The sequence below is a fragment of the Arthrobacter sp. TS-15 genome (assembly GCF_006964045.1).
In the GTDB taxonomy this organism is placed as follows: domain Bacteria; phylum Actinomycetota; class Actinomycetes; order Actinomycetales; family Micrococcaceae; genus Arthrobacter.
On the sequence record NZ_SDXQ01000029.1, the window covers coordinates 119,057 to 139,370 of the forward strand.

The 20,314-nt window shown below is 61.7% G+C and carries 23 protein-coding genes and 1 tRNA gene; 13 read left to right on the forward strand and 11 right to left on the reverse strand.

Going from position 1 to position 20,314, the window contains the following annotated elements:
- The first annotated feature begins 161 nt into the window (after positions 1–161).
- Complete coding sequence (locus EU811_RS10790; RefSeq protein ID WP_142938428.1) at positions 162–4,316, forward strand: DUF4011 domain-containing protein; 4,155 nt, start codon at positions 162–164, stop codon at positions 4,314–4,316.
- A 26-nt stretch (positions 4,317–4,342) separates the two neighbouring features.
- On the opposite strand, the gene cpaB is transcribed toward EU811_RS10790, so the two are convergent.
- The 3 genes from cpaB to EU811_RS10805 all read right to left on the reverse strand — a co-directional run bounded on the left by cpaB (position 4,343) and on the right by EU811_RS10805 (position 6,249).
- Entirely contained in the window at positions 4,343–5,152 is an 810-nt protein-coding gene (cpaB, locus tag EU811_RS10795) for a Flp pilus assembly protein CpaB (RefSeq protein ID WP_142938429.1), read from the reverse strand.
- Positions 5,153–5,216: 64 nt separating this feature from the next.
- Positions 5,217–5,480 (reverse strand): FmdB family zinc ribbon protein, encoded by a 264-nt coding sequence (locus EU811_RS10800; RefSeq protein WP_142938430.1) that lies wholly within the window; start codon positions 5,478–5,480, stop codon positions 5,217–5,219.
- Positions 5,481–5,634: 154 nt separating this feature from the next.
- On the reverse strand, positions 5,635–6,249 hold the full coding sequence (locus EU811_RS10805) for a 5-formyltetrahydrofolate cyclo-ligase (RefSeq protein ID WP_142938431.1): 615 nt from the start codon (positions 6,247–6,249) through the stop codon (positions 5,635–5,637).
- Positions 6,250–6,378: 129 nt separating this feature from the next.
- Here EU811_RS10805 and galU point away from each other — a divergent pair, with 129 nt between their 5' ends.
- The 4 genes from galU to EU811_RS10825 all read left to right on the forward strand — a co-directional run bounded on the left by galU (position 6,379) and on the right by EU811_RS10825 (position 9,127).
- A complete protein-coding gene (gene galU, locus EU811_RS10810) occupies positions 6,379–7,284 on the forward strand; it encodes a UTP--glucose-1-phosphate uridylyltransferase GalU (RefSeq protein WP_142938432.1) in 906 nt (301 codons plus the stop codon).
- 7 nt (positions 7,285–7,291) lie between these two features.
- Complete coding sequence (locus tag EU811_RS10815) at positions 7,292–7,903, forward strand: GNAT family N-acetyltransferase (RefSeq protein WP_142938647.1); 612 nt, start codon at positions 7,292–7,294, stop codon at positions 7,901–7,903.
- Positions 7,904–8,048: 145 nt separating this feature from the next.
- The gene (locus EU811_RS10820) at positions 8,049–8,939 is read left to right on the forward strand and encodes a hypothetical protein (protein WP_142938648.1); all 891 of its coding nucleotides are present in this window, start codon (positions 8,049–8,051) and stop codon (positions 8,937–8,939) included.
- A 115-nt stretch (positions 8,940–9,054) separates the two neighbouring features.
- Positions 9,055–9,127: transfer RNA gene (locus EU811_RS10825), tRNA-Ala, on the forward strand.
- Between the two features lie 23 nt (positions 9,128–9,150).
- Here the strand turns inward: EU811_RS10825 and EU811_RS10830 are convergent.
- The 3 genes from EU811_RS10830 to EU811_RS10840 form a co-directional block, all read right to left on the reverse strand.
- Positions 9,151–9,561 (reverse strand): Hpt domain-containing protein, encoded by a 411-nt coding sequence (locus EU811_RS10830; RefSeq protein WP_165450178.1) that lies wholly within the window; start codon positions 9,559–9,561, stop codon positions 9,151–9,153.
- On the reverse strand, positions 9,545–10,255 hold the full coding sequence (locus EU811_RS10835) for a signal peptidase I (protein WP_142938433.1): 711 nt from the start codon (positions 10,253–10,255) through the stop codon (positions 9,545–9,547). Before EU811_RS10835 ends, EU811_RS10830 begins: the two co-directional genes overlap by 17 nt.
- Positions 10,256–10,426: 171 nt before the next feature.
- Positions 10,427–11,035 (reverse strand): TasA family protein, encoded by a 609-nt coding sequence (locus tag EU811_RS10840; protein WP_142936802.1) that lies wholly within the window; start codon positions 11,033–11,035, stop codon positions 10,427–10,429.
- A 221-nt stretch (positions 11,036–11,256) separates the two neighbouring features.
- Between EU811_RS10840 and arr the strand changes: the two genes are divergently transcribed.
- The 7 genes from arr to EU811_RS10875 all read left to right on the forward strand — a co-directional run bounded on the left by arr (position 11,257) and on the right by EU811_RS10875 (position 15,961).
- A complete protein-coding gene (gene arr / locus EU811_RS10845; RefSeq protein WP_142938650.1) occupies positions 11,257–11,667 on the forward strand; it encodes an NAD(+)--rifampin ADP-ribosyltransferase in 411 nt (136 codons plus the stop codon).
- Positions 11,668–11,782: 115 nt separating this feature from the next.
- Positions 11,783–12,319: a PadR family transcriptional regulator gene (locus EU811_RS10850; RefSeq protein ID WP_142938434.1), complete on the forward strand. Its 537-nt coding sequence runs from the start codon at positions 11,783–11,785 to the stop codon at positions 12,317–12,319.
- Between the two features lie 5 nt (positions 12,320–12,324).
- A complete protein-coding gene (locus EU811_RS10855; protein ID WP_142938435.1) occupies positions 12,325–14,028 on the forward strand; it encodes an ABC1 kinase family protein in 1,704 nt (567 codons plus the stop codon).
- 28 nt (positions 14,029–14,056) lie between these two features.
- Positions 14,057–14,578: a universal stress protein gene (locus EU811_RS10860; RefSeq protein ID WP_142938436.1), complete on the forward strand. Its 522-nt coding sequence runs from the start codon at positions 14,057–14,059 to the stop codon at positions 14,576–14,578.
- Positions 14,565–15,008 carry a fluoride efflux transporter FluC gene (locus tag EU811_RS10865; protein ID WP_142938437.1) on the forward strand — a complete coding sequence of 148 codons (444 nt, stop codon included), beginning with the start codon at positions 14,565–14,567 and terminating at the stop codon, positions 15,006–15,008. The genes EU811_RS10860 and EU811_RS10865 overlap by 14 nt, the downstream gene beginning before the upstream one ends.
- Positions 15,005–15,376 carry a fluoride efflux transporter CrcB gene (gene crcB, locus EU811_RS10870; protein ID WP_142938438.1) on the forward strand — a complete coding sequence of 124 codons (372 nt, stop codon included), beginning with the start codon at positions 15,005–15,007 and terminating at the stop codon, positions 15,374–15,376. Before EU811_RS10865 ends, crcB begins: the two co-directional genes overlap by 4 nt.
- A 54-nt stretch (positions 15,377–15,430) precedes the next feature.
- Positions 15,431–15,961, forward strand: coding sequence for a ferritin (locus tag EU811_RS10875; RefSeq protein ID WP_142938439.1), 531 nt, complete (start codon positions 15,431–15,433; stop codon positions 15,959–15,961).
- A 42-nt stretch (positions 15,962–16,003) separates the two neighbouring features.
- On the opposite strand, the gene zapE (EU811_RS24585) is transcribed toward EU811_RS10875, so the two are convergent.
- From zapE (EU811_RS24585) to EU811_RS10895, 5 genes are all read right to left on the reverse strand, one after another.
- A complete protein-coding gene (zapE, locus tag EU811_RS24585; RefSeq protein ID WP_250821119.1) occupies positions 16,004–16,399 on the reverse strand; it encodes an AFG1/ZapE family ATPase in 396 nt (131 codons plus the stop codon).
- Positions 16,375–16,698 carry an AFG1/ZapE family ATPase gene (gene zapE, locus EU811_RS24590; RefSeq protein ID WP_274595834.1) on the reverse strand — a complete coding sequence of 108 codons (324 nt, stop codon included), beginning with the start codon at positions 16,696–16,698 and terminating at the stop codon, positions 16,375–16,377. Before zapE (EU811_RS24590) ends, zapE (EU811_RS24585) begins: the two co-directional genes overlap by 25 nt.
- Positions 16,699–16,899: 201 nt before the next feature.
- Complete coding sequence (gene corA / locus EU811_RS10885) at positions 16,900–17,895, reverse strand: magnesium/cobalt transporter CorA (RefSeq protein WP_142938440.1); 996 nt, start codon at positions 17,893–17,895, stop codon at positions 16,900–16,902.
- Between the two features lie 10 nt (positions 17,896–17,905).
- Positions 17,906–18,331 carry a DUF1761 domain-containing protein gene (locus tag EU811_RS10890; RefSeq protein WP_142938441.1) on the reverse strand — a complete coding sequence of 142 codons (426 nt, stop codon included), beginning with the start codon at positions 18,329–18,331 and terminating at the stop codon, positions 17,906–17,908.
- Positions 18,332–18,350: 19 nt separating this feature from the next.
- Positions 18,351–18,884, reverse strand: coding sequence for an Lrp/AsnC family transcriptional regulator (locus EU811_RS10895; protein ID WP_142938442.1), 534 nt, complete (start codon positions 18,882–18,884; stop codon positions 18,351–18,353).
- Positions 18,885–19,039: 155 nt separating this feature from the next.
- On the opposite strand from EU811_RS10895, the gene EU811_RS10900 reads away from it, so the two are divergent.
- A complete protein-coding gene (locus EU811_RS10900; protein ID WP_142938443.1) occupies positions 19,040–20,311 on the forward strand; it encodes an MFS transporter in 1,272 nt (423 codons plus the stop codon).
- Positions 20,312–20,314: the final 3 nt, after the last annotated feature.

The following is a 20,314-nucleotide window of genomic DNA, read 5'->3' on the forward strand; positions in this document are numbered from 1 at the left end:
CATTGAGTGGCCGGCTTCCTCTGGGAGGCCGGCCACTTTGTTTGAAGCCGGGATGCTTCTTTGCCCCACTCATTGCCCTCGGCTGTGAAATGACGGCGAATTTCGCAGTGGAACAGCGTTGCGGAGCGAGCTGTCCGCGGATTCCCGCTACCCTCGAAAGTATGCCGGTATGGTCCAAGGCGTCTAAAGCTAGTACAGAAAAGAAGGCAGAAGTCGTGTCAGTAGGTCAAGGCCAGGAAGAGGGCTCCGAAGAGCTCCGCAAATGGCTGTCTGGTCTCAAACCCGTCACCGGGGCCGACACCATGCTGCGCTTCGTCAAGACGCCTGAAGGCGCCATCGATCTCAGCAACGCCCACCCGTCCGGGCTGGCGCAGTTGCTTGCAGGCCGACGAACACGGCTTTCCACGCTCATCAGGGATCGTCAACAGTACCTGGTAGCAGCCAGGGCGGCCCGCAACATCCGGTCCAAGATCTTCGAGCTCAGCAACGACCGCGGCATCGAGGCCGGGTACTTGTCCGCCGGGACCGTCGTATGGACCTCTGCCGTCGGCGGCAAGCCCCAACGCGTTTCTGCCCCCGTGATGCTTACTTCCATCGTCCTCACGGTCAGGCCTGGCGAGGACGACTTTGAGCTTCAGCTCACCGAACAGGCGCGAATGAACCCTGCCCTGGTGCGCCATCTGAAGACAGTTCATGGCATCGTCTTTGACGTTAACGCTGTAGCGCGCATGGCCTACAACACTGCGCGGCTCGATCCCCAGCCTGTCCTGGATCGGTTAACCACGCTGATTCAGCCGATTCATGGCGCAGAGGTGGAGTTTAACCTGCTGGTCACTACGCTGGCTGATCTCTCCGGCAACCTGGATGATCCATGGATCAACATGAACAACCCCACGGTTGCAGCACTCTCGACTGCCGCCAACGGCGGAGACATTGAACCAGATCCGATCAAGGCAGGCCGGTTCCCAAGCCTGGACCTTCGGGATCCGGCCGATGAGCTTCTCCTGCTCGACGCTGATACGGATCAGCAGTATGTAGTTGATGCCGTTCGTGCCGGGGACTCGCTTGTTGTCAGCACCCCGCCAGGAAGCGGCCAAACGCAAACAGCAATCAACGCAATAGGTGCGTTGGTCAGCGAGGGCAAGTCCGTTCTGGTGGTGGGGGACAGGCAGACCAGCCTTGCAGGACTTTCCGGCCACCTTGAATCTCTGGGCCTGGAGTCGATGCTCTTCCGGCCCGGTAATGGAACCACTCCTCAGCAACTCAAAGGCCAGTTGGTCAGAGCCATCATGCGCAATGAGAAAGCGCTTGAGCCACAGCTGGGCAACCTTCACCAGACACTTACCAGCCACCGACATGCACTGATGGACCATGTAGCCTCCCTGCATAACGTCCGTGAGCGGTGGGGTTGCTCGCCGTACCAGGCAATGCAGTCACTTGCCGAATTGACCTCAATTCACCCTGCACCCTCCACTACGGTGCGCTTGAAGCGAAGTGTCCTGGACAATATCAAGGACCGTGAAGAGCTCGCTGGCCGATTGCGTCGGGCCGCCGAGCTTGGCAGCTTCAGCCGGTCCTCCACCTCGAGCCCCTGGTATGGCGCCCGTTTGGTGACCCGCAAGGAGACCGAGGAAGCACAGCAGCTTGCCCGCTCGGCCGAGGAGAAACTTCCGGTCCTGCGGGATCGCATGAAGCAGCTTTCCGATCACGCCGAGATTCGCCTAGGTGAAACTTTCACCGAATGGGGCGCTCAGCTGGAACTGCTCATTGCCGTACGCGAGAGCCTGGATAAGTTCACCCCAGATATCTTTGACCGGCCGGTGCACGATCTCATCTCCGCCACTGCCACCTCTGCCTGGCGCCGTGAGCGCAACCTTGAGATGCCCTCCATGCAGCGCTCCCGCCTGCGTCGGGTAGCTAAGGAATACGTGCGGCCCGGTGTTCACATTGCGGACCTTCACAGCTCCTTAGCGCTGGTCCAGGAGCAGCGTGCTCTGTGGGCAGGGTATGCAACAACCCAGCGGCACCCGGCTGTTCCTTCCGGCCTTGCCGATCTCGGTGCACTCTACCGGGAACTCGATGGCGAGCTGCGCCGCCTGGGTGATGCGCTCAAGTACACCTCCGATGGTGGAGCCCTGCACGGGACGCGGTATGCCCAACTCATGGAACGGTTGGAGCGGCTCGTTGCAGACACAGCCACGTTGGAGACGCTTCCTGAGCGGACGCTCCTTATCGAGGAAATGCGCGAGCACGGGCTCGGTGAACTGCTGGCGGATCTTGCTGCCCGGGAAGTCCCGGCGTCTTCTGTAGCCGCCGAACTGGATCTGGCTTGGTGGCAGTCCGCGCTGGAGGCGATGATCAGCGGTGATGATTACCTCGCCATGTCCGACGGTGATTCACTGCGCCGCCTCGAAGCTGAATACCGCCTTGCGGACCAAGCCCACATTGCCAGTGGCGCCGCTCGCCTCCGTTGGCAGCTGGCCCAGAAATGGCGTCAGGGTCTCCTTGAACATCCCAGGCAGGCGGAGCTACTCCGCGCCCTGTTGAAGGATGGCCGGGTGACGCTGCCCGCCCTGAGCGCCCAGGCCCCGGACCTGGTACCCCTGCTGGTGCCGGTATGGTCCGTCAGTCCTTACTTGCTCACCGGGGTGCTCCCGGCCGAGCAAAAATTCGATGCCGTGGTGATCATCGACGCCGAATCCACTTCATTGCAGGCTGTTCTCCCGGCCATCGCCCGGGCACGCCAGGTAGTTGCCTTCGGCGACGCGAAAATTGCCCATGCGCGCACGTTCAGCGTCGCCGTGGAGCCGCCTGTGGCCGGGGTAGCCAGCCACGAGAATGTGGACAGTGCCTTCAAGGCATTGGCCAGGGTCCTTCCCACCTGGCAGCTGAACTGGGTCTACCGTGCGGTGGACGAGGACCTGATCCTCCAGTTGAGCAAAAACTACTACGACGGTGGCCTGCGTCGTTTGCCCGACGGCAACTCGGTCACCGGCTTGGACCGTTCGATCCACGTAGAGTACATACCGGACGGCACCGGGCTGCCCGGGGCGGACCATGAGGGCGTTGAGTCCGTCACCGCGGAGGTCAACCGCGTTGTGGATCTTGTGTTCGAACACGCAAGGCTCCGGCCCCGTACATCACTCGCCGTGGTGACGGCGAGCCTGCGCCATGCTGCCAGGATTGGCGAAGCCATCAGGCTGCAATTGCCCAACCACCCCCTGCTGTCCAGCTTCTTCGGAGCCGGCCCCGAGTCTTTCCGTGTGGTGGACCTTGAGCGCGCACAGGGCCTTGTACGCGACCATGTGATCTTCTCACTGGGCTATGGCCGCACACCGCATGGCCGTGCGCTCCATTCCTTCGGTCCGTTGTCCGCCGAGGGCGGGCGTAACCGTTTCGCCCTGGCAATGACACGTGCCCGGCGCTCCATGCACGTCCTGACGTGCTTCCGGCCCGAGGATCTCGACCTTGATCGCCTGGCCCATGGTGCTGTGGACTTCTACGAACTCCTGGACCGGGAGCTCTCCGGCAACAGCAACCTCGGAACGCCCGCCTCCCGCGCTGTCGCCAGTGAGCAGGCTTTAGGTGAAGATCCGTTGGTGGCCGATCTGGGCGACCGTTTGCGCGCCCGCGGAGCCAGGGTATGGCATCTCTACGACGGCGTGCTGGATATAGCGGCGGCTGCGGACCCCGTCCACACCATTGGCCGGGAGGGTGCTGAAATCCCCACCCCCGTTGCCATCGAATCCGATGGTACTGAACGCTACCGGCGGATGAGCGTCCGTGAACGGAGCCGCCTGCGGCCGCAACTGTTGGAGCGCATGGGATGGCGCTATATGTCGCTCTGGACGATCGAGGTCTTCACCGATCCTTCGTCCTGCGCGGACCGGATAGGCTCCTACTTGGGCCTTGAGAATCACCTTGCACAGTCTGCCTCCACCCACAGTGGTTTCCTTCACGCCCCTGAGGAAGAATTGACCTCGGTAACTGACCAGCCTCTGTTGGCCGGAGATTCCGTTGAGCATGCTGAGGGTGAAGAACCTCAACACGACGTCCATGAAGCAGAGAATTCGAAAGAAGCACCACTGATGGATCAGGAAACAGGCGGCGAGGACCGCGCTACGGAGGAAACCGGCGAGAACACCGGTGGTCCTACGGAAGCGGCCGGGGAACCGAAGTCCCCGGCAGCCAAGACCGGCCCGAGCGGGATTCTGCCCACCAAGGCCGCTGAGGATGATCCCCGGCGGTGGGGCGATGACTCCAACTACGACCATGAGCAGTGGCTCAAGGAACAGAAACCCCCGCACTGGGGCTGAGCGGACAATGATCGTTGAGAAGCCCGCTAGGGGCTAACCAAAACAAAGAAAAGCTTGCCTTGCGTTGATGCGCCGGCAAGCTTTTCTGCTTGTTGAGGATCAGCCGCCACCACCACCAGACCGTCGGTGTCACCTGTACCCAGCCATTCACCGGGCTTGCCGCCCTGGGCTGACGTCCAGAGTACGGGTACAGGTCCTGCGAGGACCTGGCTTTGCCGTGATTCGTCATAGGACCCCGCTGCCGTGAGGACCACTGATACCAGCTGACCGGGGGAGAGTAGCTGGATGGACGAAGGATCGGCCATCCGGAGGGGGACAGCTGCCGATCCCACGGGTGCGCCTATCAGAAGGCCGGGTCCCAGCAGACTCGTCTCCGAAGGGATCTGTCCCTTACCCAGAGGGGACGCAAGTTGGCGGCCAACAAGGGCGCCGACGCTGTCCAAAGCTCCGCTGCTCGCGAGATTGGGTGGTACCTCAACAGTGGTGAAGTCCGCTGCGGTGAGGTGGGTCCCCGTTGGAAGGTCCCGGGCTGCCACGAGGACGCTCACCTGTTGCTCAGACGCAGGGGTGAGTTCCTGGACTGCGATGCCGGCAGCCACGCATAACAGCAGCGCTACTGCCAAGCGGCGGTTACGTGCAATCCAGGAACCAAATCCCGTCCGGCGCCCGCGCTGACCTGAGCGCCCTCCTGGACGACCGCGGTTGAACCGTGAACTGGTCCGGGAGCGGGAATGCGGTTGCAGGGAGCGCGAAGGGCTGATGGGCGGCCAAGTACCGGCGGCTCGCGATGAGCGTTCAGCACGGGCGAGGAGGGCGCTGCGTGACATATGTGGCATGCCGCCACGGTAGCCAGCTTCCCGGGCCGCAAACAGCGCCCGGGTGCCCTATGTGGAAAACCAGTTAGTTGGTTGCCGCTGCAGTTGCCGGTGCTGCTGAAGGCGCGGGTGTAGAAGCAGCAGGCGCCGCTGAAACAGTGCTGCCCTTGGCATCCCGGGAATCAGTCCGGTAAAACCCGGAGCCCTTGAAAACGACGCCTACGCTGTTGAACTTCTTCCGCAGGGCGCCTTTGCATTCGGGGCACTCCGTCAAGGAGCTGTCAGAGAAGGACTGGACGATGTCGAAGGCATGGTCACAGTCTTTGCAAGCGTATGCGTATGTGGGCACTGAGTTCCTCCTTTAGGACAAAGTTCAGGTCCTGGGCAGCGTCGGTGGAGATAGTCCGCCTTAGCAGTCACAGGGCCTGAGTGCTAATTCTATCATCGGTCGCCGCAGGGCGTACCCGCGGTAGTTCCGGCCTCACTTGATAAGCCGGCCACCATCAGCGCTGCTCGGCGTCGTCGCCGAGTTCAACCACTCCGGACGGTGTCAGCACTTGACGCACGGGGCGATCAAAGGCCTCGGCGGGAATGGACCCCGAAGGTAACAAATCGTCGTCGAACACTACGGCGATGGTGGGCGGCCTGCCGCCGGAAGCATCCAGGCCTTGGAGGAGCCTGTCGTAATAGCCGCCTCCCTGGCCGATCCGGTTGCCGTCCCGGTCCACCGCCGTCGCGGGCATGAAGATCCCCGCGGTACCGGCAACTACCGAGCTCTCCAGCCGCTCACCCTCCGGCTCGTCTATCGGCGCAAAGGTGGACCGGACAAATGCTGTGTCAGGTGTCCAATACACCCAGCTCAAAAGCCGCCCCGGCTCGCAGACGGGCAGTAGCACCCGGTGCCCGGCCTTGTGCAGGGCTGTGATCAAAGGGATGGTGGGCGGCTCGAAAGCGACGCCCAGGTACACGGCAAAGGTCGAGGAAGCGCCGGGGGAGACCTTGGCCGCCCAGGCCGTGCCATGCTGTGCAAGGGACTCTCCAGCGCGAGCCAGGTGTTCAGGACTGAGGGCCCGCCTGTGCAGCCGCCGACTGCTGCGAATGTCTTCCTTCGATGCCATCTCTGTCCGTTCGGGTGGTTGTCGCGCGCCGGTTGAGCTGCAGAGGTTATCCACTGCGGAAAACCAAATGTGCTAACGACGCGGCGAGGGGTTTAGCCGTTGGTGTGTTCCGTCCGTTACATTAGTCCGGTGACTCTAGAAAACAACGCTGTCCGCAAGGCCGTCATTCCCGCAGCAGGCCTTGGCACCCGCTTCCTGCCCGCCACCAAGGCGATGCCAAAGGAAATGCTGCCCGTGGTGGACAAGCCTGCCATCCAGTATGTCGTCGAAGAAGCGGTCAAGGTGGGCCTGCATGACGTCCTGATGATTACAGGGCGCAGCAAGCGGGCACTCGAAGACCACTTTGACCGTGTGCCGGCTCTTGAGGCCACGCTTGCTGAAAAGGGCGACACCGCCAAGCTTGAAGCCATTCAGTCCGCCACCAACCTCGGTGATATCCACTACGTCCGCCAGGGCGACCCTAACGGCCTCGGTCATGCTGTCCTTCGTGCAAAGCAGCACGTTGGGTACGAGCCCTTCGCCGTTCTGCTCGGCGATGACCTGATCGATGCCCGTGAAGACCTGCTGAGCGAAATGATTGCTGTTCAGCAGAAGACCGGTGGTTCCGTTGTTGCACTCATCGAGGTAGAGCCTTCCAAGATCAGCGCCTATGGTTGCGCCGATGTTGAGGACAACGGTGAAGATGGCTACGTGCGCATCAAGCAACTCGTCGAAAAGCCTTCTCCGGAAGAGGCGCCCTCCAACCTTGCCGTGATTGGACGTTACGTGCTGCACCCGGCCGTGTTCGACGTCTTGGAGAAGACGGCTCCCGGTCGCGGCGGAGAAATCCAGTTGACCGATGCCCTTGAGGTGCTTGCTGCCGGCGAAGGTGAAGGTTACGGCGTCTACGGCGTTGTGTTCCGTGGCCGTCGTTACGACACCGGCGACAAGCTCAGCTACCTCAAGGCCTGCATCGAGCTTGCCTGCGAACGCGAAGACCTCGGTCCTGAGCTTCGCGAGTGGCTGCCCAACTTCACCGCCACACTTCCCAAATAGACAAATGATGTATGGCTCTGCGATCTGGCCGGTAACGCTGGAAAGCGGAGACCTGCTGCTCCGGCCCATTCGATACCGCGACAAGCGGGAATGGTCCGAAGTCCGTTCGCGGAACAGCGAGTGGCTGGCGCCGTGGGAGGCGTCCAACCCGGCTCCGGGTGGGCGCCTGCCCAGCTACCGTCAAATGGTGGGGTCCTTGAATGAGCAGGCCCGTCAGTCAACCGCTTTGCCGTTTCTCATAGTTGAGAGAACGGCCGGTTTTCGCGAGCCGCAAATCGTCGGCCAGTTGACGGTCTCATCCATCGTGTGGGGATCGGCCATGATGGCCACCCTTGGATACTGGGTTGATAAAGACCGGGCCGGGCGCGGCATCGCTCCAACGGCGGTTGCCATGGCAACCGACCACTGCTTCCGGGTGCTGGGCTTGCACCGTATGGAAATCAACATCCGTCCAGAGAACTCTCCGAGTTTGAGGGTTGTGGAGAAGCTCGGATTCCGCGATGAAGGTTACCGGGAACGCTACCTGCACATCAACGGCGAATGGGCTGATCACCGCTCTTTTGCGTTGACGGCCGAGGAGGTGCCGGAAGGACTCCTGCGCAGGTGGCTGAGAGGATAAACGGGCAGGTCATCGGCCATTTCGCTCATATCTCCAGTCATTTGCGGACTCGCCCACGACACACCGGCCGCAATGCCGCCGCACCCGGCGATTTGCTTCTACGGTTTTGAATGTGGACTTCCCTCTCAGCAGCTCAGTGATACTCGTGGTCACTGTCGCGCTGTGGATGGTCTGGGTGGCGCCCTATGTTTTGCGGAACAGGCGCCAACAAGTCCAAACGGCCACTGTTCCAGCAGGGGCTTTTGATGACGAACCAGACGAAACGCAGGCAGGGGTGGTACTGACTTTGGCACCTCAGCAGGAGAAACCGATGGAGACCATGCACAGCAAAGCACCGGCGTCGCCCCAGGACTCCCCAGCGGCGGAGTCCTCGCTCCGGAAGGCGCCCCCTACGCCGTTCACTATCCGTTACGCCCGGCTCACGCTCGCCTTGGCAGGCCTGGCCCTGTTAGTTACGGCCGCGGTGTCAGGGGTTCTCAGAATTCTCGGCATCGGTTCTGTGTGGTTGCCGCTGGTTTCCCTCATTGGCGCTGTGCTGGCTGTCGTTACCTTGCGTAAGCTCGCCTTGCGGGACCTTCGTGAACGGCGGGCTCGCCGTGCGGCTCAGGCCTCACCCATCCCCACACCTGCCCGGTACTTGCCCAAGGAGCCGCTTGTCGCAGCGAAGGAAACCACGGTTTTCGACGCCGAAGCCTCTAGCCGTGAAGCTGCGCGATTGTCAGCCAAGGAATTGCGTGAGGCAGCGCTTGCTGTGGCAGTTGCCGCAGGCGATAAATCCGCTCAAGTTGCCAACGACTCCAAAGGGGCCAGCTGGCAGCCGGTTGAGGTCCCCAAGCCAACGTACGTGGCCGCTGCGAAAGCACAGCGCCCAGCTCCAGAGCCCTTGGACCTGCCCGAGGCACCAAAGCCCGTTGGCAAGCCTGTGCTGAAGCAGAACGTTGAGCAGGCCGAGGCAGCAGTTGCTGTAGTGGCCACTGCTAAGAACCACAGCGCCCTGAGCAACTTGGACGATGTCCTGCAGCGTCGCCGCGCCTAAGTCCTGGAATCGACCACAGGTGCAAGGCCAGGAGACGTTCGTGTGGTGGTTGGAAAAGCGCAGGGAAAGTTTGTAGCCTAGGGACACTGGCCGGGCAGTTGAGGCTCTCGGTCCAGGGGCTATAGCTCAGTTGGTAGAGCGCTTCGTTCGCATCGAAGAGGTCAGGAGTTCGAATCTCCTTAGCTCCACAGATTTTATTGCACTCAATCGTTCAAGTGCGGAAGTATCCACCATGCCGGCTGAGCGAAACATGCGCTGCGCGAATGAGGTTGGACCGTGATGCAAGGCAGCGGTCCGTTGTTTGCCTCAGCGCCGGGAGTGCTTGGGCGGCGTCGTCGAAATGATTTTCACGGATCATTGATTCCATCGCCCGGCACTGGTGCTCTGTTTCCAAGGCGCCCACCATGGCTGAACTGATCTTCAGGCTGAGGAGTGCCGTTGTGGTCTCTGATGCGTCGCCCTCATCCACAGCATGAACGATCCTTTCCACCCGTTGGGGGAGCATTGAAAGGTACTTCGCCAAGAACCGCAATGCCGGCCTCGGGTTTCCAAGCTCGTCGGCTAGTGACTGGATTCGGCTCAAGTCCCAGTCGCCGGCGGCAGCGCTACGCGGCGCTTTCATCCCCGGCTCCTACTGTTACTTGCGGGGCTGTGTTGTCCGGGTTTTTGGTCCAGATGGAGGCGAGCATTCCGATGACGAGGATGGCGGGTGCGCCGTACATGAGGGTGTTCATGACGATGGGTTCGCGCAGGGCCCGGATGGCGTTGCCAACGTAGGGGATGGTGGCTACGTGCTTGTCCACGGTTTTGCCTTGGAGGGTGGCGATCCAGGGGTCGAGGCCGTTGTTGGCGTCGCCTTTGGTCTGGACTGCGATGCCGCCGTCGGCGGTGGTGGTGATCTCGGTGATGCGGTGGGTTTCCACGCGCTGGTCTTCGACGGGGATGTGGTAGGTGATGATGTCGCCTACTTTGACGTCGGTGGTGGGGGTGGGGACGGTGACCACGACGTCGCCCGGGTTGATCAGCGGGGCCATGGAACCGGTGAGCATGGTGGAGGTTTGGTAGCCCAGGATCCGTGGCCCGATCGCCAGGAACAGGAACACCAACGCGCCTAGGATCAGCATGCCCACGCCGATGCCCTTGACCACTTTGCCGGCAATCCGACGGAACCGGCCCGAAGTGCCAGCGGCGCTGGCAGCAGTTGTAGGGGCCGCTGCGGGCTGCTTCACAGCGGCGGTCTCGGCGGCGGTTACGGACTTTGCGGCTGAACGCCGGCCGTGGACGGCGGGGGTGGAGATGGTGCTCAGTGCGCTCATGCCTGGCGTTCCTTTCAGGTGTTCGTTGTGCTTTTAGTGTCTCTGGACAGGCTCAAGGGTTGGTGTGCAATGCCCTCAAGACTTGCTCAGGATATGGACCGGGGACCGGCCTGAAGGGCAAACGGGCCGGCCCCCGGGGCCTTGGGTGGGAGCCTTTGGCTCCCTCTGGCTTTACTTGGTGGTTTCGGTGCGTTGGGTGCCGGTGAAGGCGAAGGCGATGGTGGAGGTGGCGCCTTGGAAGTCGTTGTTCGCGGTGGTGGGGAACGCGGTGGTGACTTTGAGGTTGTCGGTCTTGGCCGAGGTCAGCGAGGTGAGGTTGTTCAGGACCTTGTTCGCTGCGATGACCGGTCCGGAGGCCAGGACGGTGGTCTTGGTCCCGGTGCAGTTATAGGGGGCTGCGGCGCCGGTCCAGGCCACGGAGCAGTTTTCGATGGTCAGCTGCAGGCCGTTGGTCACGTCCGTGGTGAGCAGGGATGCGGTGGTGCCGGCGTTGGTGGTGAGGGTGACGTTGTTCAGGTCCGAGTTGCCGGTGTTGGCCAAGGTGACGAGTTTTTCGACCTTGTCGCCGGGCAGCAGTCCAGCGACCGGGACGTTAAGGGTGTTCGCCGGGCCGGGTGCGCCCAGGGCGATGGTGACCGTTCCTGCGGTGACGGCTTGGGAGGCGGAGGTCGAAGAGGTGAACGCGCCGTAGGTGCCCATGCCGGCGACGGCGGCTGCGGTGCCGACCAGTGCGACGGAAGCGAGGATCTTGCCGGAGGTGGTCTTGAGGCTGATGGCCATGGGAATCAGTTTCCTTTCGGGAGGCCACCGTGAGACCGGCCGGCCGTTCGTTTCCAGCCTGTGTGGCTGACAAGAACTACTGTGCCGGGCCAGAATCAAGAACAAATCCTGCATACCCGCAACACTTCCTCAGGAAAACCTCAAGACTCCCGCACAGGTCCAGACTGGAACTCCGATACTGTTGCCCGTGGAAGTAGGCTGTAGGTGTGAGTCAACCGCTGATGAATCAACCGCTTGACGAGGGTCCCTTTTATCACGGGACGAAGGCCGACCTCACGACGGGCGATCTCCTGAGTCCCGGCTTCAGATCCAACTATCGTCCTGAAGTCGTGATGAATCACATCTACTTCACAGCTCTTCGGGATGGCGCGGGGCTGGCTGCCGAGCTCGCTGCCGGCGATGGCGAACCGCGCGTCTATGCCGTTGAGCCAACCGGAGCTTTCGAGGACGACCCGAATGTGACGGACAAGAAATTTCCTGGCAACCCCACCCGGTCTTATCGCAGCAGCGCCCCCCTCAAAGTTATCGGTGAAGTTGACGGGTGGACTCGCCTAACTCCTGAGGCGCTGCAGGAGTGGCGGGTACGACTGGCGGCGATCGTTGCGGACGAACGCGGCGAAATCATCAACTAAGGATGACGAACACGAAGGGTGCGTTAGCCTGCCAGGCAGCCATTGTTTCGCGCATCCAGCATGTATATCGTTAAGTATCGTTCAGTATCGTTCACGACCAACCGAGGTGAGCTTGATGCACAATTCATTCCCTGCAAGCGGATTTATGGGTAACAACCTTGACGGCATGTGGCAGGCCGTGGAGGAGTTCAGGTCGCGGTTTGAAAAGCGCTCCGGAACCCGTGCTGGACGGGGTGAGTTGAGGACAGCCATTCTGGCCCTCCTCGCTGAACGACCCATGCACGGTTATCAGATCATCCGTGAAATCGAAGAGCGCAGTGGCGGAAGCTGGAAGCCAAGCGCCGGCTCGGTGTACCCCACCTTGCAACTGCTGGCAGATGAGGGTTTCGTCAGCACTGAGGAATCCAATGGCCGCAAAATATACTCCCTCACTGAGGCGGGCCGCGAAGATGTCGCAAGCGCCGAAACGGCAGCGCCTTGGGAATCCACAGGCAGCACCTCAGGTTTCGCGGCATTGCCCAAAGCGGGGGTGGAGCTTGCCCAGGCTGCTGCGCAAGTAGGGCGGACAGGAACCCCCAAACAGGTGCAAGAGGCCGTGACGGTGCTGGAAGAGGCTCGTCGTCGGCTGTATTCGATCCTCGCCCGGGACTGAAGGGAGTGACGTCGCTTCGACGCGACCGGACAGATCCCATGGCCGGGGAAGCCCGTGCCCGCTATCGTCGAATCCTCAGGTTTGCTGCATGGCATTTGCTGGTGACCTGGTGGTTTGAGCTGTTCCTTCCTCGTGTGGGCCTGCGAAAACTGACTGAACGCAGCCGTTCGCGGAGGATGCAACGCTTTGCCCGGCGATTCCATGGCCTCGCCGTGGAGCTTGGTGGGCTAATGATCAAGGTAGGCCAGTTCATGTCCTCCCGGCTGGATGTTCTACCGCCTGAGATTACGGCTGAACTGGAGGGCCTTCAGGACGAAGTGCCGCCGGTTCCCTTCCCCGCCATCAGGGCCCTTGCCGAGGCGGAGCTGGGGGCGCCCTTGGAATCAGTGTTCGCTTCGATAGAGGAGTCGCCCATAGCCGCGGCATCCTTGGGGCAGGCGCACCGGGCGAAGCTGCTCGCGGGCAATGCCGAGGATACTGGCCTAAGCAGCGTGGTTTTCAAGGTACAAAGGCCGGGCATCGACAAGATCGTGGACGTCGATCTTGCCGCTCTGCGACGGGTGGGAGGCTGGCTTAGCCGCATCCGCCTCGTCTCAAACCGCGCCGATGTTCCTGCTCTGATCAAGGAGTTTGCGCAGACCAGCCTTGAGGAGATCGATTACCTTAATGAGGCCGCAAATTCAGAGCGCTTTGCAGCTGATTTCGCCGCCGATGGCAGGGTGACCGTGCCGGGGGTGGTTTGGGAACGGACTACACGCCGGGTGCTCACCCTGGAAGACGTCACAGCCATCAAGATCACGGACGCAGAGTCGCTTCGTATGGCGGGGATTGACCCGGCGGAGGTTGCCCCCGTTTTCGCGTCAGTGATGTTTGACCAATTGTTCACCAAGGGCTTCTTTCACGCCGATCCACACCCCGGCAACATCTTTGTCACACCCGATTCCGGGTCAGTGGAACATCCATGGAAGCTGACGTTCATCGACTTCGGCATGATGGGGGAGGTTCCTGCGAAGACCAGAAGCGGATTGCGCAAGCTCCTGATTGCGGCTGCTTCGCGGGATGGAAGGGGGCTCGTGGCTGCCATCAGCGATGTTGGCGTTCTCATGCCTTCGGCTGACACGGCCGAGCTGGAGCGGGCCATGACGCAGCTCTTCGCACGCTTTGGCGGCATGGGCTTTGCCGAACTTCGAGAAGTGGACCAACGGGAATTTCGAGATTTTGGGACGGAGTTCGGCAGCGTCATCAGGTCGCTTCCGTTTCAGCTGCCGGAGAATTTCCTGCTCATCATCCGCGCCATGTCACTGACGTCGGGTGTATGTAGTTCGCTGGATGCCCGGTTCAACTTGTGGGACTCGGTGGAACCCTACGCTGCGCAACTGCTGCGGGATGAGCGCGGCAATCTGGTAACTGACGTCGCAGGGCAGGCATTCGAGGCCGCGGCGGTCGCCTTGCGATTGCCGAAACGGCTGGATGGGCTGGTTACCCGGTTCGAAGACGGAACACTCCAAGTATCCAACCGCCGTCTGGAACGACAAATGTCCCGGCTTATTATCCTGGCGCGGCGAGCAGTAGCTGCCGTGATCTTTGCAGCCCTCCTGGTGGCTGGATCGGTGATGAGAGCTGACGACCTCGTACTTGGCAACGTGGTGATGATCGCGTCGGCGGTTCCGCTGCTCTATGGTCTGTGGCCCGGCCGCGGCAATCTGTGAGACGACTCCGTCGTCGTAGAATTGCGCTGTGACTGAGACCCCTACACCCCATCCCGAGGCCTCCGGCAAGATGTCCGGACCCATCCTGGTAGGCGTGATGCCCGGGCAGCAGCCCGCAGTCCTGGAGCAGGCAGCACGGTTTGCCGCCCGTGCGGGCCTGCCACTTGTTTGCGCGTATGCCGACGTCACGGTGTATCCAGTCGATGGGACCACCGGAGGGCCGGCAGCGCCCATCGACCCCGATACCGTTGATGGAGCCCAAGGGATCCCGGAATCACTAGCGACCACCATTGCCCAACTCTTGGCTGATCAAGACGTTGAGTGGTCCATTGTCCCGCTTGCAGGGGAACCAGCGCACGCCTTGGCCCGCGAGGCCAGGAGCATCGGCGCCTCCATGATTGTGGTGGGCACCCGTGAGCATAAGCTGACGGCCGCGATCAAGGAACTGACGGCTGGTTCCGTGGCCCGGCATCTGTTTCATCGGCAGGACGTGCCGGTCCTTGTGGTGCCCGTGAACCCCCGGGTCCCGGACGACGATGACGAGGACTGAGGCAAGCAAGCCAGTTCACCTTCACTGGGGTTTCATCGGCATCGTGGCGGCAGGCGGCGTGTTCGGAACGCTCGCCCGGTACAGCCTTGGACTGGTGATCCCAGCGCCGGATGCCTGGCCGCTGCCTACCTTGGTCATCAACCTCTCAGGTGCCTTGGCCCTGGGGGCCCTGCTGGAAGGACTCTCGCGCAGGGGGCCCGACGTCGGCAGCCGCCGGGTTGTGCGCCTCGCCTTGGGTACGGGGTTCCTGGGCGCGTTTACGACGTACAGCACACTGGCTTTGGATGCCATCCACTTATTCAGAGCGGATGCGGCCCCGGAGGCTGCCGGGTACCTCGCAGCGAGCTTGTTCGGCGGGGCCGCTGCCACTACTGCCGGCATCTGGTTGGGTGCCTGGCATCACCGTCGCGTTACCGGGCGTGTGCCGTGACGGTGATACTTCTCGCCCTTGCTGGCGGAGTCGGTGCAGCGGTCAGGTTTATGGTGGACGGATTGATCCGCCAGCGCCTCAGGACTGCACTTCCCTGGGGAACCATCCTGATAAATGTCACGGGCTCGTTTGTTCTCGGGTTCCTTGCCGGACTGGTAATGCGGGGCCAGGCGCCGGAGTCCCTGTTGCTAATACTGGGGACGGGCTTCCTGGGCGGGTACACGACCTTCAGCACGGCGAGTCTGGAGACCATCAGACTGGTACAGAGTGGAAGGGTGGGTTTGGCGCTCATCAATGGATTGGGATCCATGGTGGCGAGCGTTATCTCTGCTGCGGCCGGTGTTGGGATCAGCCTTCTGCTGCCTTGAGTAGTGGCCAACCTCACCAATAAAAGTGTCATGCCCCGGCTGTAGGATCGAGCCATGGCTAAGAAGACTTTCAATGAGCTGTTGTCCGCCCAGGTTGCCAATGAGTTTGCGGCCTCCCAGCAATACATCGCCGTGGCTGTGTATTTTGATGGCGAAGACTTGCCACAGTTGGCCCGCCACTTTTATCGCCAGTCCCTGGAAGAGCGCAACCACGCCATGATGATGGTCCAGTACATGCTGGACCGCAACGTCCACGTGGAGATTCCGGGCATCGCCCCGGTTCGCAATAACTTCGCCAACGCCAAGGAGCCCATTGCGCTCGCCTTGGAGCAGGAAAAGGAAGTCACCCGCAACATCGAGGAGATGTTCCGTGTTGCCCGTTCAGAGGGCGATGCCTTGGGTGAGCAGTTCATGCTGTGGTTCCTGAAGGAGCAGGTTGAGGAAGTTGCCTCCATGACCACGCTGCTGAACATCACCGAGCGCGCCGAGAACCTCTTCGACATCGAGAATTATGTAGCCCGCGAAACCGTTGGCGACGGCGGTCACGACGCCAGTGCTCCCTCCGCGGCCGGCGGCGTCATTTAGCTGCCAGCCTCGGGGTATTTACTACAGGAGGCCGTTGGAACCTTACCTTCCGGCGGCCTCTTCGCGTTCCAAGGCCTGGTCCGGATGGGATCGGCTCAGCGGGGATAACCGGCTGGCGATGCGCGCGAGATCCACGGGTAGAGCGTTGCCGTTAGGCTCGATGTCCCAGTCGAGGGGGCCGTTGCCGATCAGGAAGAGGGTGATGTCCTGGTCGTAGAGCACATCCACCACGTTGCTGAAGCGCTGCCAGGCCGGCGCGGACGCAGCGTCACCTACCGCTGGCGAAGGGACGTCGTCGATGACCCACGTCCTGAATGTTTCGGCCAGGACCAGAAAGTCCGACGTCGAGGTCAAGCCACCGCACAGTTCCGCAAAACCAACCCATAGAAGGTCCGGGTCGGAGTTCTTGACCACTATCGGCTGGGTTGTCGGTTGCACAACACGTCCCCGGGCTGGCGGCGGCCGGAAAAGTCCGAGGCGGCCCAATTGTCCGCGCGTACCGGGGTAATGATGCGTCCGGATCGAAATGCCCCGGTCTCCCTGGCAGGGCGGGTTCCAGTGGCTGGATAGCGCCGAAAGTCCGTGCTGCCGTTGATCTCCACCACGTCCATCATGTCCTTGATGGCTTCAATGGTGGGCAGGAAATGGTCATGCCATAGGGGATTGGGCAGCAAATCGTCCGGGGCGTAGTTGGATGTCACCACGAGGGAGACGCGACGCTGCGCGGCGGTCCGCAAGAGTCGGGAAGCTTCGTGGCGGCTTTCGGGGAAGCGCCCGACGGCGGCCTGTCACCTGGGCGCCAAAGGTCGCCAACCGCTCAGCTGCTTGCCGCTGGCTGGGTTCAAAGGCAAAACCGGACTGCCCGGCGTCGTGTGCCATGCCCTCGAGTAAAGTCCTGGCAATGTCGCGTTGACTTTGAGGACGTCCCAAGGAAGGCGTCACAGCCAACCTTTGCGTTTGAAGATGGCGTACATGAGGAGGGCTGCGCCAAACATCAGCCCTACCGCCAGGGGATAACCGAAGTCCCAGTGGAGTTCGGGCATATGGTCGAAGTTCATTCCGTAGACGCCGGCTACGAAGGACGGCGCAAACAAGATGGCCGCCCAGGATGAGATCTTCTTGACCTGCTCGTTTTGGGCGGCGCTTGCCTCGTTTTGGCGGTTGGCCGTTAGCGTCCCATCAAGGGTGAGCGCATTCTGGAGGAGGTCCCTGAACGAGTTGGCCCTTGAGATCACCCGTTGGACGTGGTCCTCCACATCACGGAGGGAGCGCTGGAGCTCGATGTCAACGCCGTACTTTTCGAAGCCCTTTTCCAGGAGCACCATCATGTCCGGCAGGGGGTGGATGGCACGCTGGAACTGGATCACTTCACGGGCCAGCTCATAGATACGACGTGAAACAGCGCTGTCGCCGCTGAAGAGCTGGTCTTCGATCTCGTCGATGTCGTTTTCCAGGCCTGCGACCACGGGAGCGTAATCATCCACCACTTGGTCCAGGAGGGCGTACAGCACAGCCTCGGGGCCATGGCGAAGGAGATCGGGGCGCTCCTCAAGCCGTTTGCGCACTCGAGCCACGCCACCGGTTTCGGCATGGCGGATGGTCACCACAAAGTTTGGTCCGGTGAAGACATGGAGCTCGCCGAATTCCACCGTCTCGGTTTCGTCCAGGTACCGGGCCGGCCGTAGGACGGTGAACAGGTTGTGGTCGTAGCGCTCCAGTTTGGGCCGTTGGTGCGCCGATACGGCGTCCTCCACGGCGAGGTGGTGAAGCCCGAACTCGTGAGCGACGGCGGCCATCTCATCCTTGGTGGGACGGTACAGCCCAATCCAAGCCATGCCCCCATGTTCGGAGAGCGTCTCAAACGTCTGTTCAAGGTTATGAGGGGTGGCAGTGCGCACGCCGTCTACATATACGGCGTTGTCGATAATGGTCACTGGTTGAACGCTACTGCATGGCACCGATGATGGCGCCCGCAACGGTCATTGCCAAGAGGTCGTGGCCGGAATCAATGACGGTTACTGCGGTGGGGCGGCCAGCGAACCCGTTGTGAATGACGTGGCCCCCGGCACGGAATACCAAGGCAAGGATGAGGGCAAGGAAACCGCCCGCAACAAAAGTATTGAGATCCAGGGCGCTGATGAGGACGGCCAGGAGAATGCTGGTCACGGCCGCTGCCACCATCATGGGAACCCAGATGCCCGCTCCGCCTTCGATGTTCTTGAGGTCGTCTTCGGTCTTACCGATTGCCTGCATCCACCTGCGGCCCAGAACGGCCGGCATGTACCAGACAAAGCCGATCACCATGGATGAAACGAAAGCCAGAAGTACGGCGAGCCAGTTGATCTGGGAAATGTGTGAGAGCCAATCCATGCCTAAAAGCCTAGTCCGTTTAGCCCTCCGAGCCGGCGCTCCGGCCCTCTTGCCGGGGCCGTGTTGGCGTTGCCGCCATCCTGCCGATCAATGGCTCCGTGCGGTACGGGATATGGGTGTGCAGAGCAAGCACCGTTTCGGTTCTGATGACTCCCTTAGTGCGAAGCACCGAGCGCAATGCAGACTGCAGGTTGTGGGTGTCCGTTGCCACCACCCGGCACCACAGGTCGCCGCGACCGGAAATTTCGTGGACCTCCAACACTTGGGGGATCAGGCGCAAGGCGCCAATAACGCCGTCGAGTTCCCGGTGGGTGACTTCAATGGTCACAAAGGCGACGACGTCGTACCCCACCTTTTCGAGGTCTACTTCCCGTCCGGCTGCATGAAGCACCCCGGACCGGAGAAGGCGCTTGACCCGGCTTTGAGCAGTGTTACGCGCTATGCCCAGTTCCTCGCTCAACTCGGCGATCTGGATGCGTGGATCCTTGATGAGTTCCAGGAGGATCTTCAGGTCCATGGGGTCAAGGGTGTTCAAATGTTCACTCCAGCTCATTTGGCTCGCAGTACTTTGAGTATTTTGCTCAATTCTTGCATCTCCATAGCTCTTCGAGGTCAGTGCCATTGCATTCTGTTGCCATCAATACTTGGCCGGACTGCGCTTCCCACAAGGAGATCAACAGCCCGGCCACCGAGCCCGAAGGCAATGAAATGACTGTCTTGAGCGAACTCCGCATGCGCCCGGCCACAGCCGCGCGCTGGGGATGGGATGCCTCCACTACCGCCAGGCTGGTCCTGGCAGGGGTTGTGATCTTTACGCTGCTGGTTGGCGCCAACCTCGCTACGCCCTTGTATCCCTTGCTCCAAGCCAGGCTCGGAATGTCATCGCTGGGCGTCACTGTCGCTTTCTCGAGCTACGTCCTTGCCCTGGTAGCTGTCCTCATGGTGGCCGGCCACTGGTCAGACCACATAGGGCGGAGGGCGGCGCTGGTCCTGGCTGTCCTTGTCGGTTTGGCAGGCGGGATCATCTTCGCCAATGCGGACTCGCTGGTCTGGTTGTGCCTTGGCAGGGCGCTGCAGGGCGTGGCCGTGGGACTTGCTACGGGAGCCAGCTCCGCGGCGCTGCGCGAACTGCTTCCCCAGCGACCTGACTGGGCCTCCCGTTTTACACTGCTGTCCTCAGCCGGAGGTGTAGCGGCAGGCCCCGCCATCGGTGGCCTCTTGTCGCTCTTGCCGGACCCCACCCGCACCCCGTACTACGTCCATTCGGCGGTGTTGATTGCTGCCCTCATTCCCCTGTGGCTCCTGAAGGCCAGGCCTGCGATCGCTCCGGCGGAAGGCCCCAAACCCCTCAAGGTCCTGGCTCCCCGGAAGCCGTCCATCTCCCGGGATGCCCGCGGAGCGTTCTGGATGGCTGCGGCAACGGGGTTCCTCAGCTTCGCGGTATTCGGGTTCTGCCTTTCGTTGGCACCCGGATACTTCGCCAGCGTGGTCCACGCCGATTCAAGGCCCCTGATCGGGCTGCTTGCCGGTGTCACTTTGGGTGCCTCGGCCCTGAGCCAGCTGCTGGGTGCCCGTGGAAGCTTGGTTGTTCCTGTGTCCCTTGGCGTGCTGGGGGTCTCGGTGGTTCTGGTGGGAGCCGCGGCGGCGTGGTCCAGCCCTTGGCTGCTGGTGGCTGCCAGCATAACTGCCGGGGTAGGCCAAGGGATTGCCTTCCGGCAGGTTTTCAACGAGGTGGCCGGAAAGGTCGAAGCAGCGCGTCACGCCCAGGTGATCAGCACCGTCTACGTCATCACCTACCTGGGCAGTGCTGTTCCGGTGATTGGGCTGGGACTGGCAGTCACCGCACTCGGCCTGCAGACCGCCGTCGTAGTTTTCACTGCTCTGTGCGGTGTGGCAGCCATGATCCTCGCGGCAGTGTCCCTGCGGAGTTCAGTGTCTCGCCGTAGCGCCCTGTCTCCTCGAGGTTCTTCGGGTTCCTGAGGT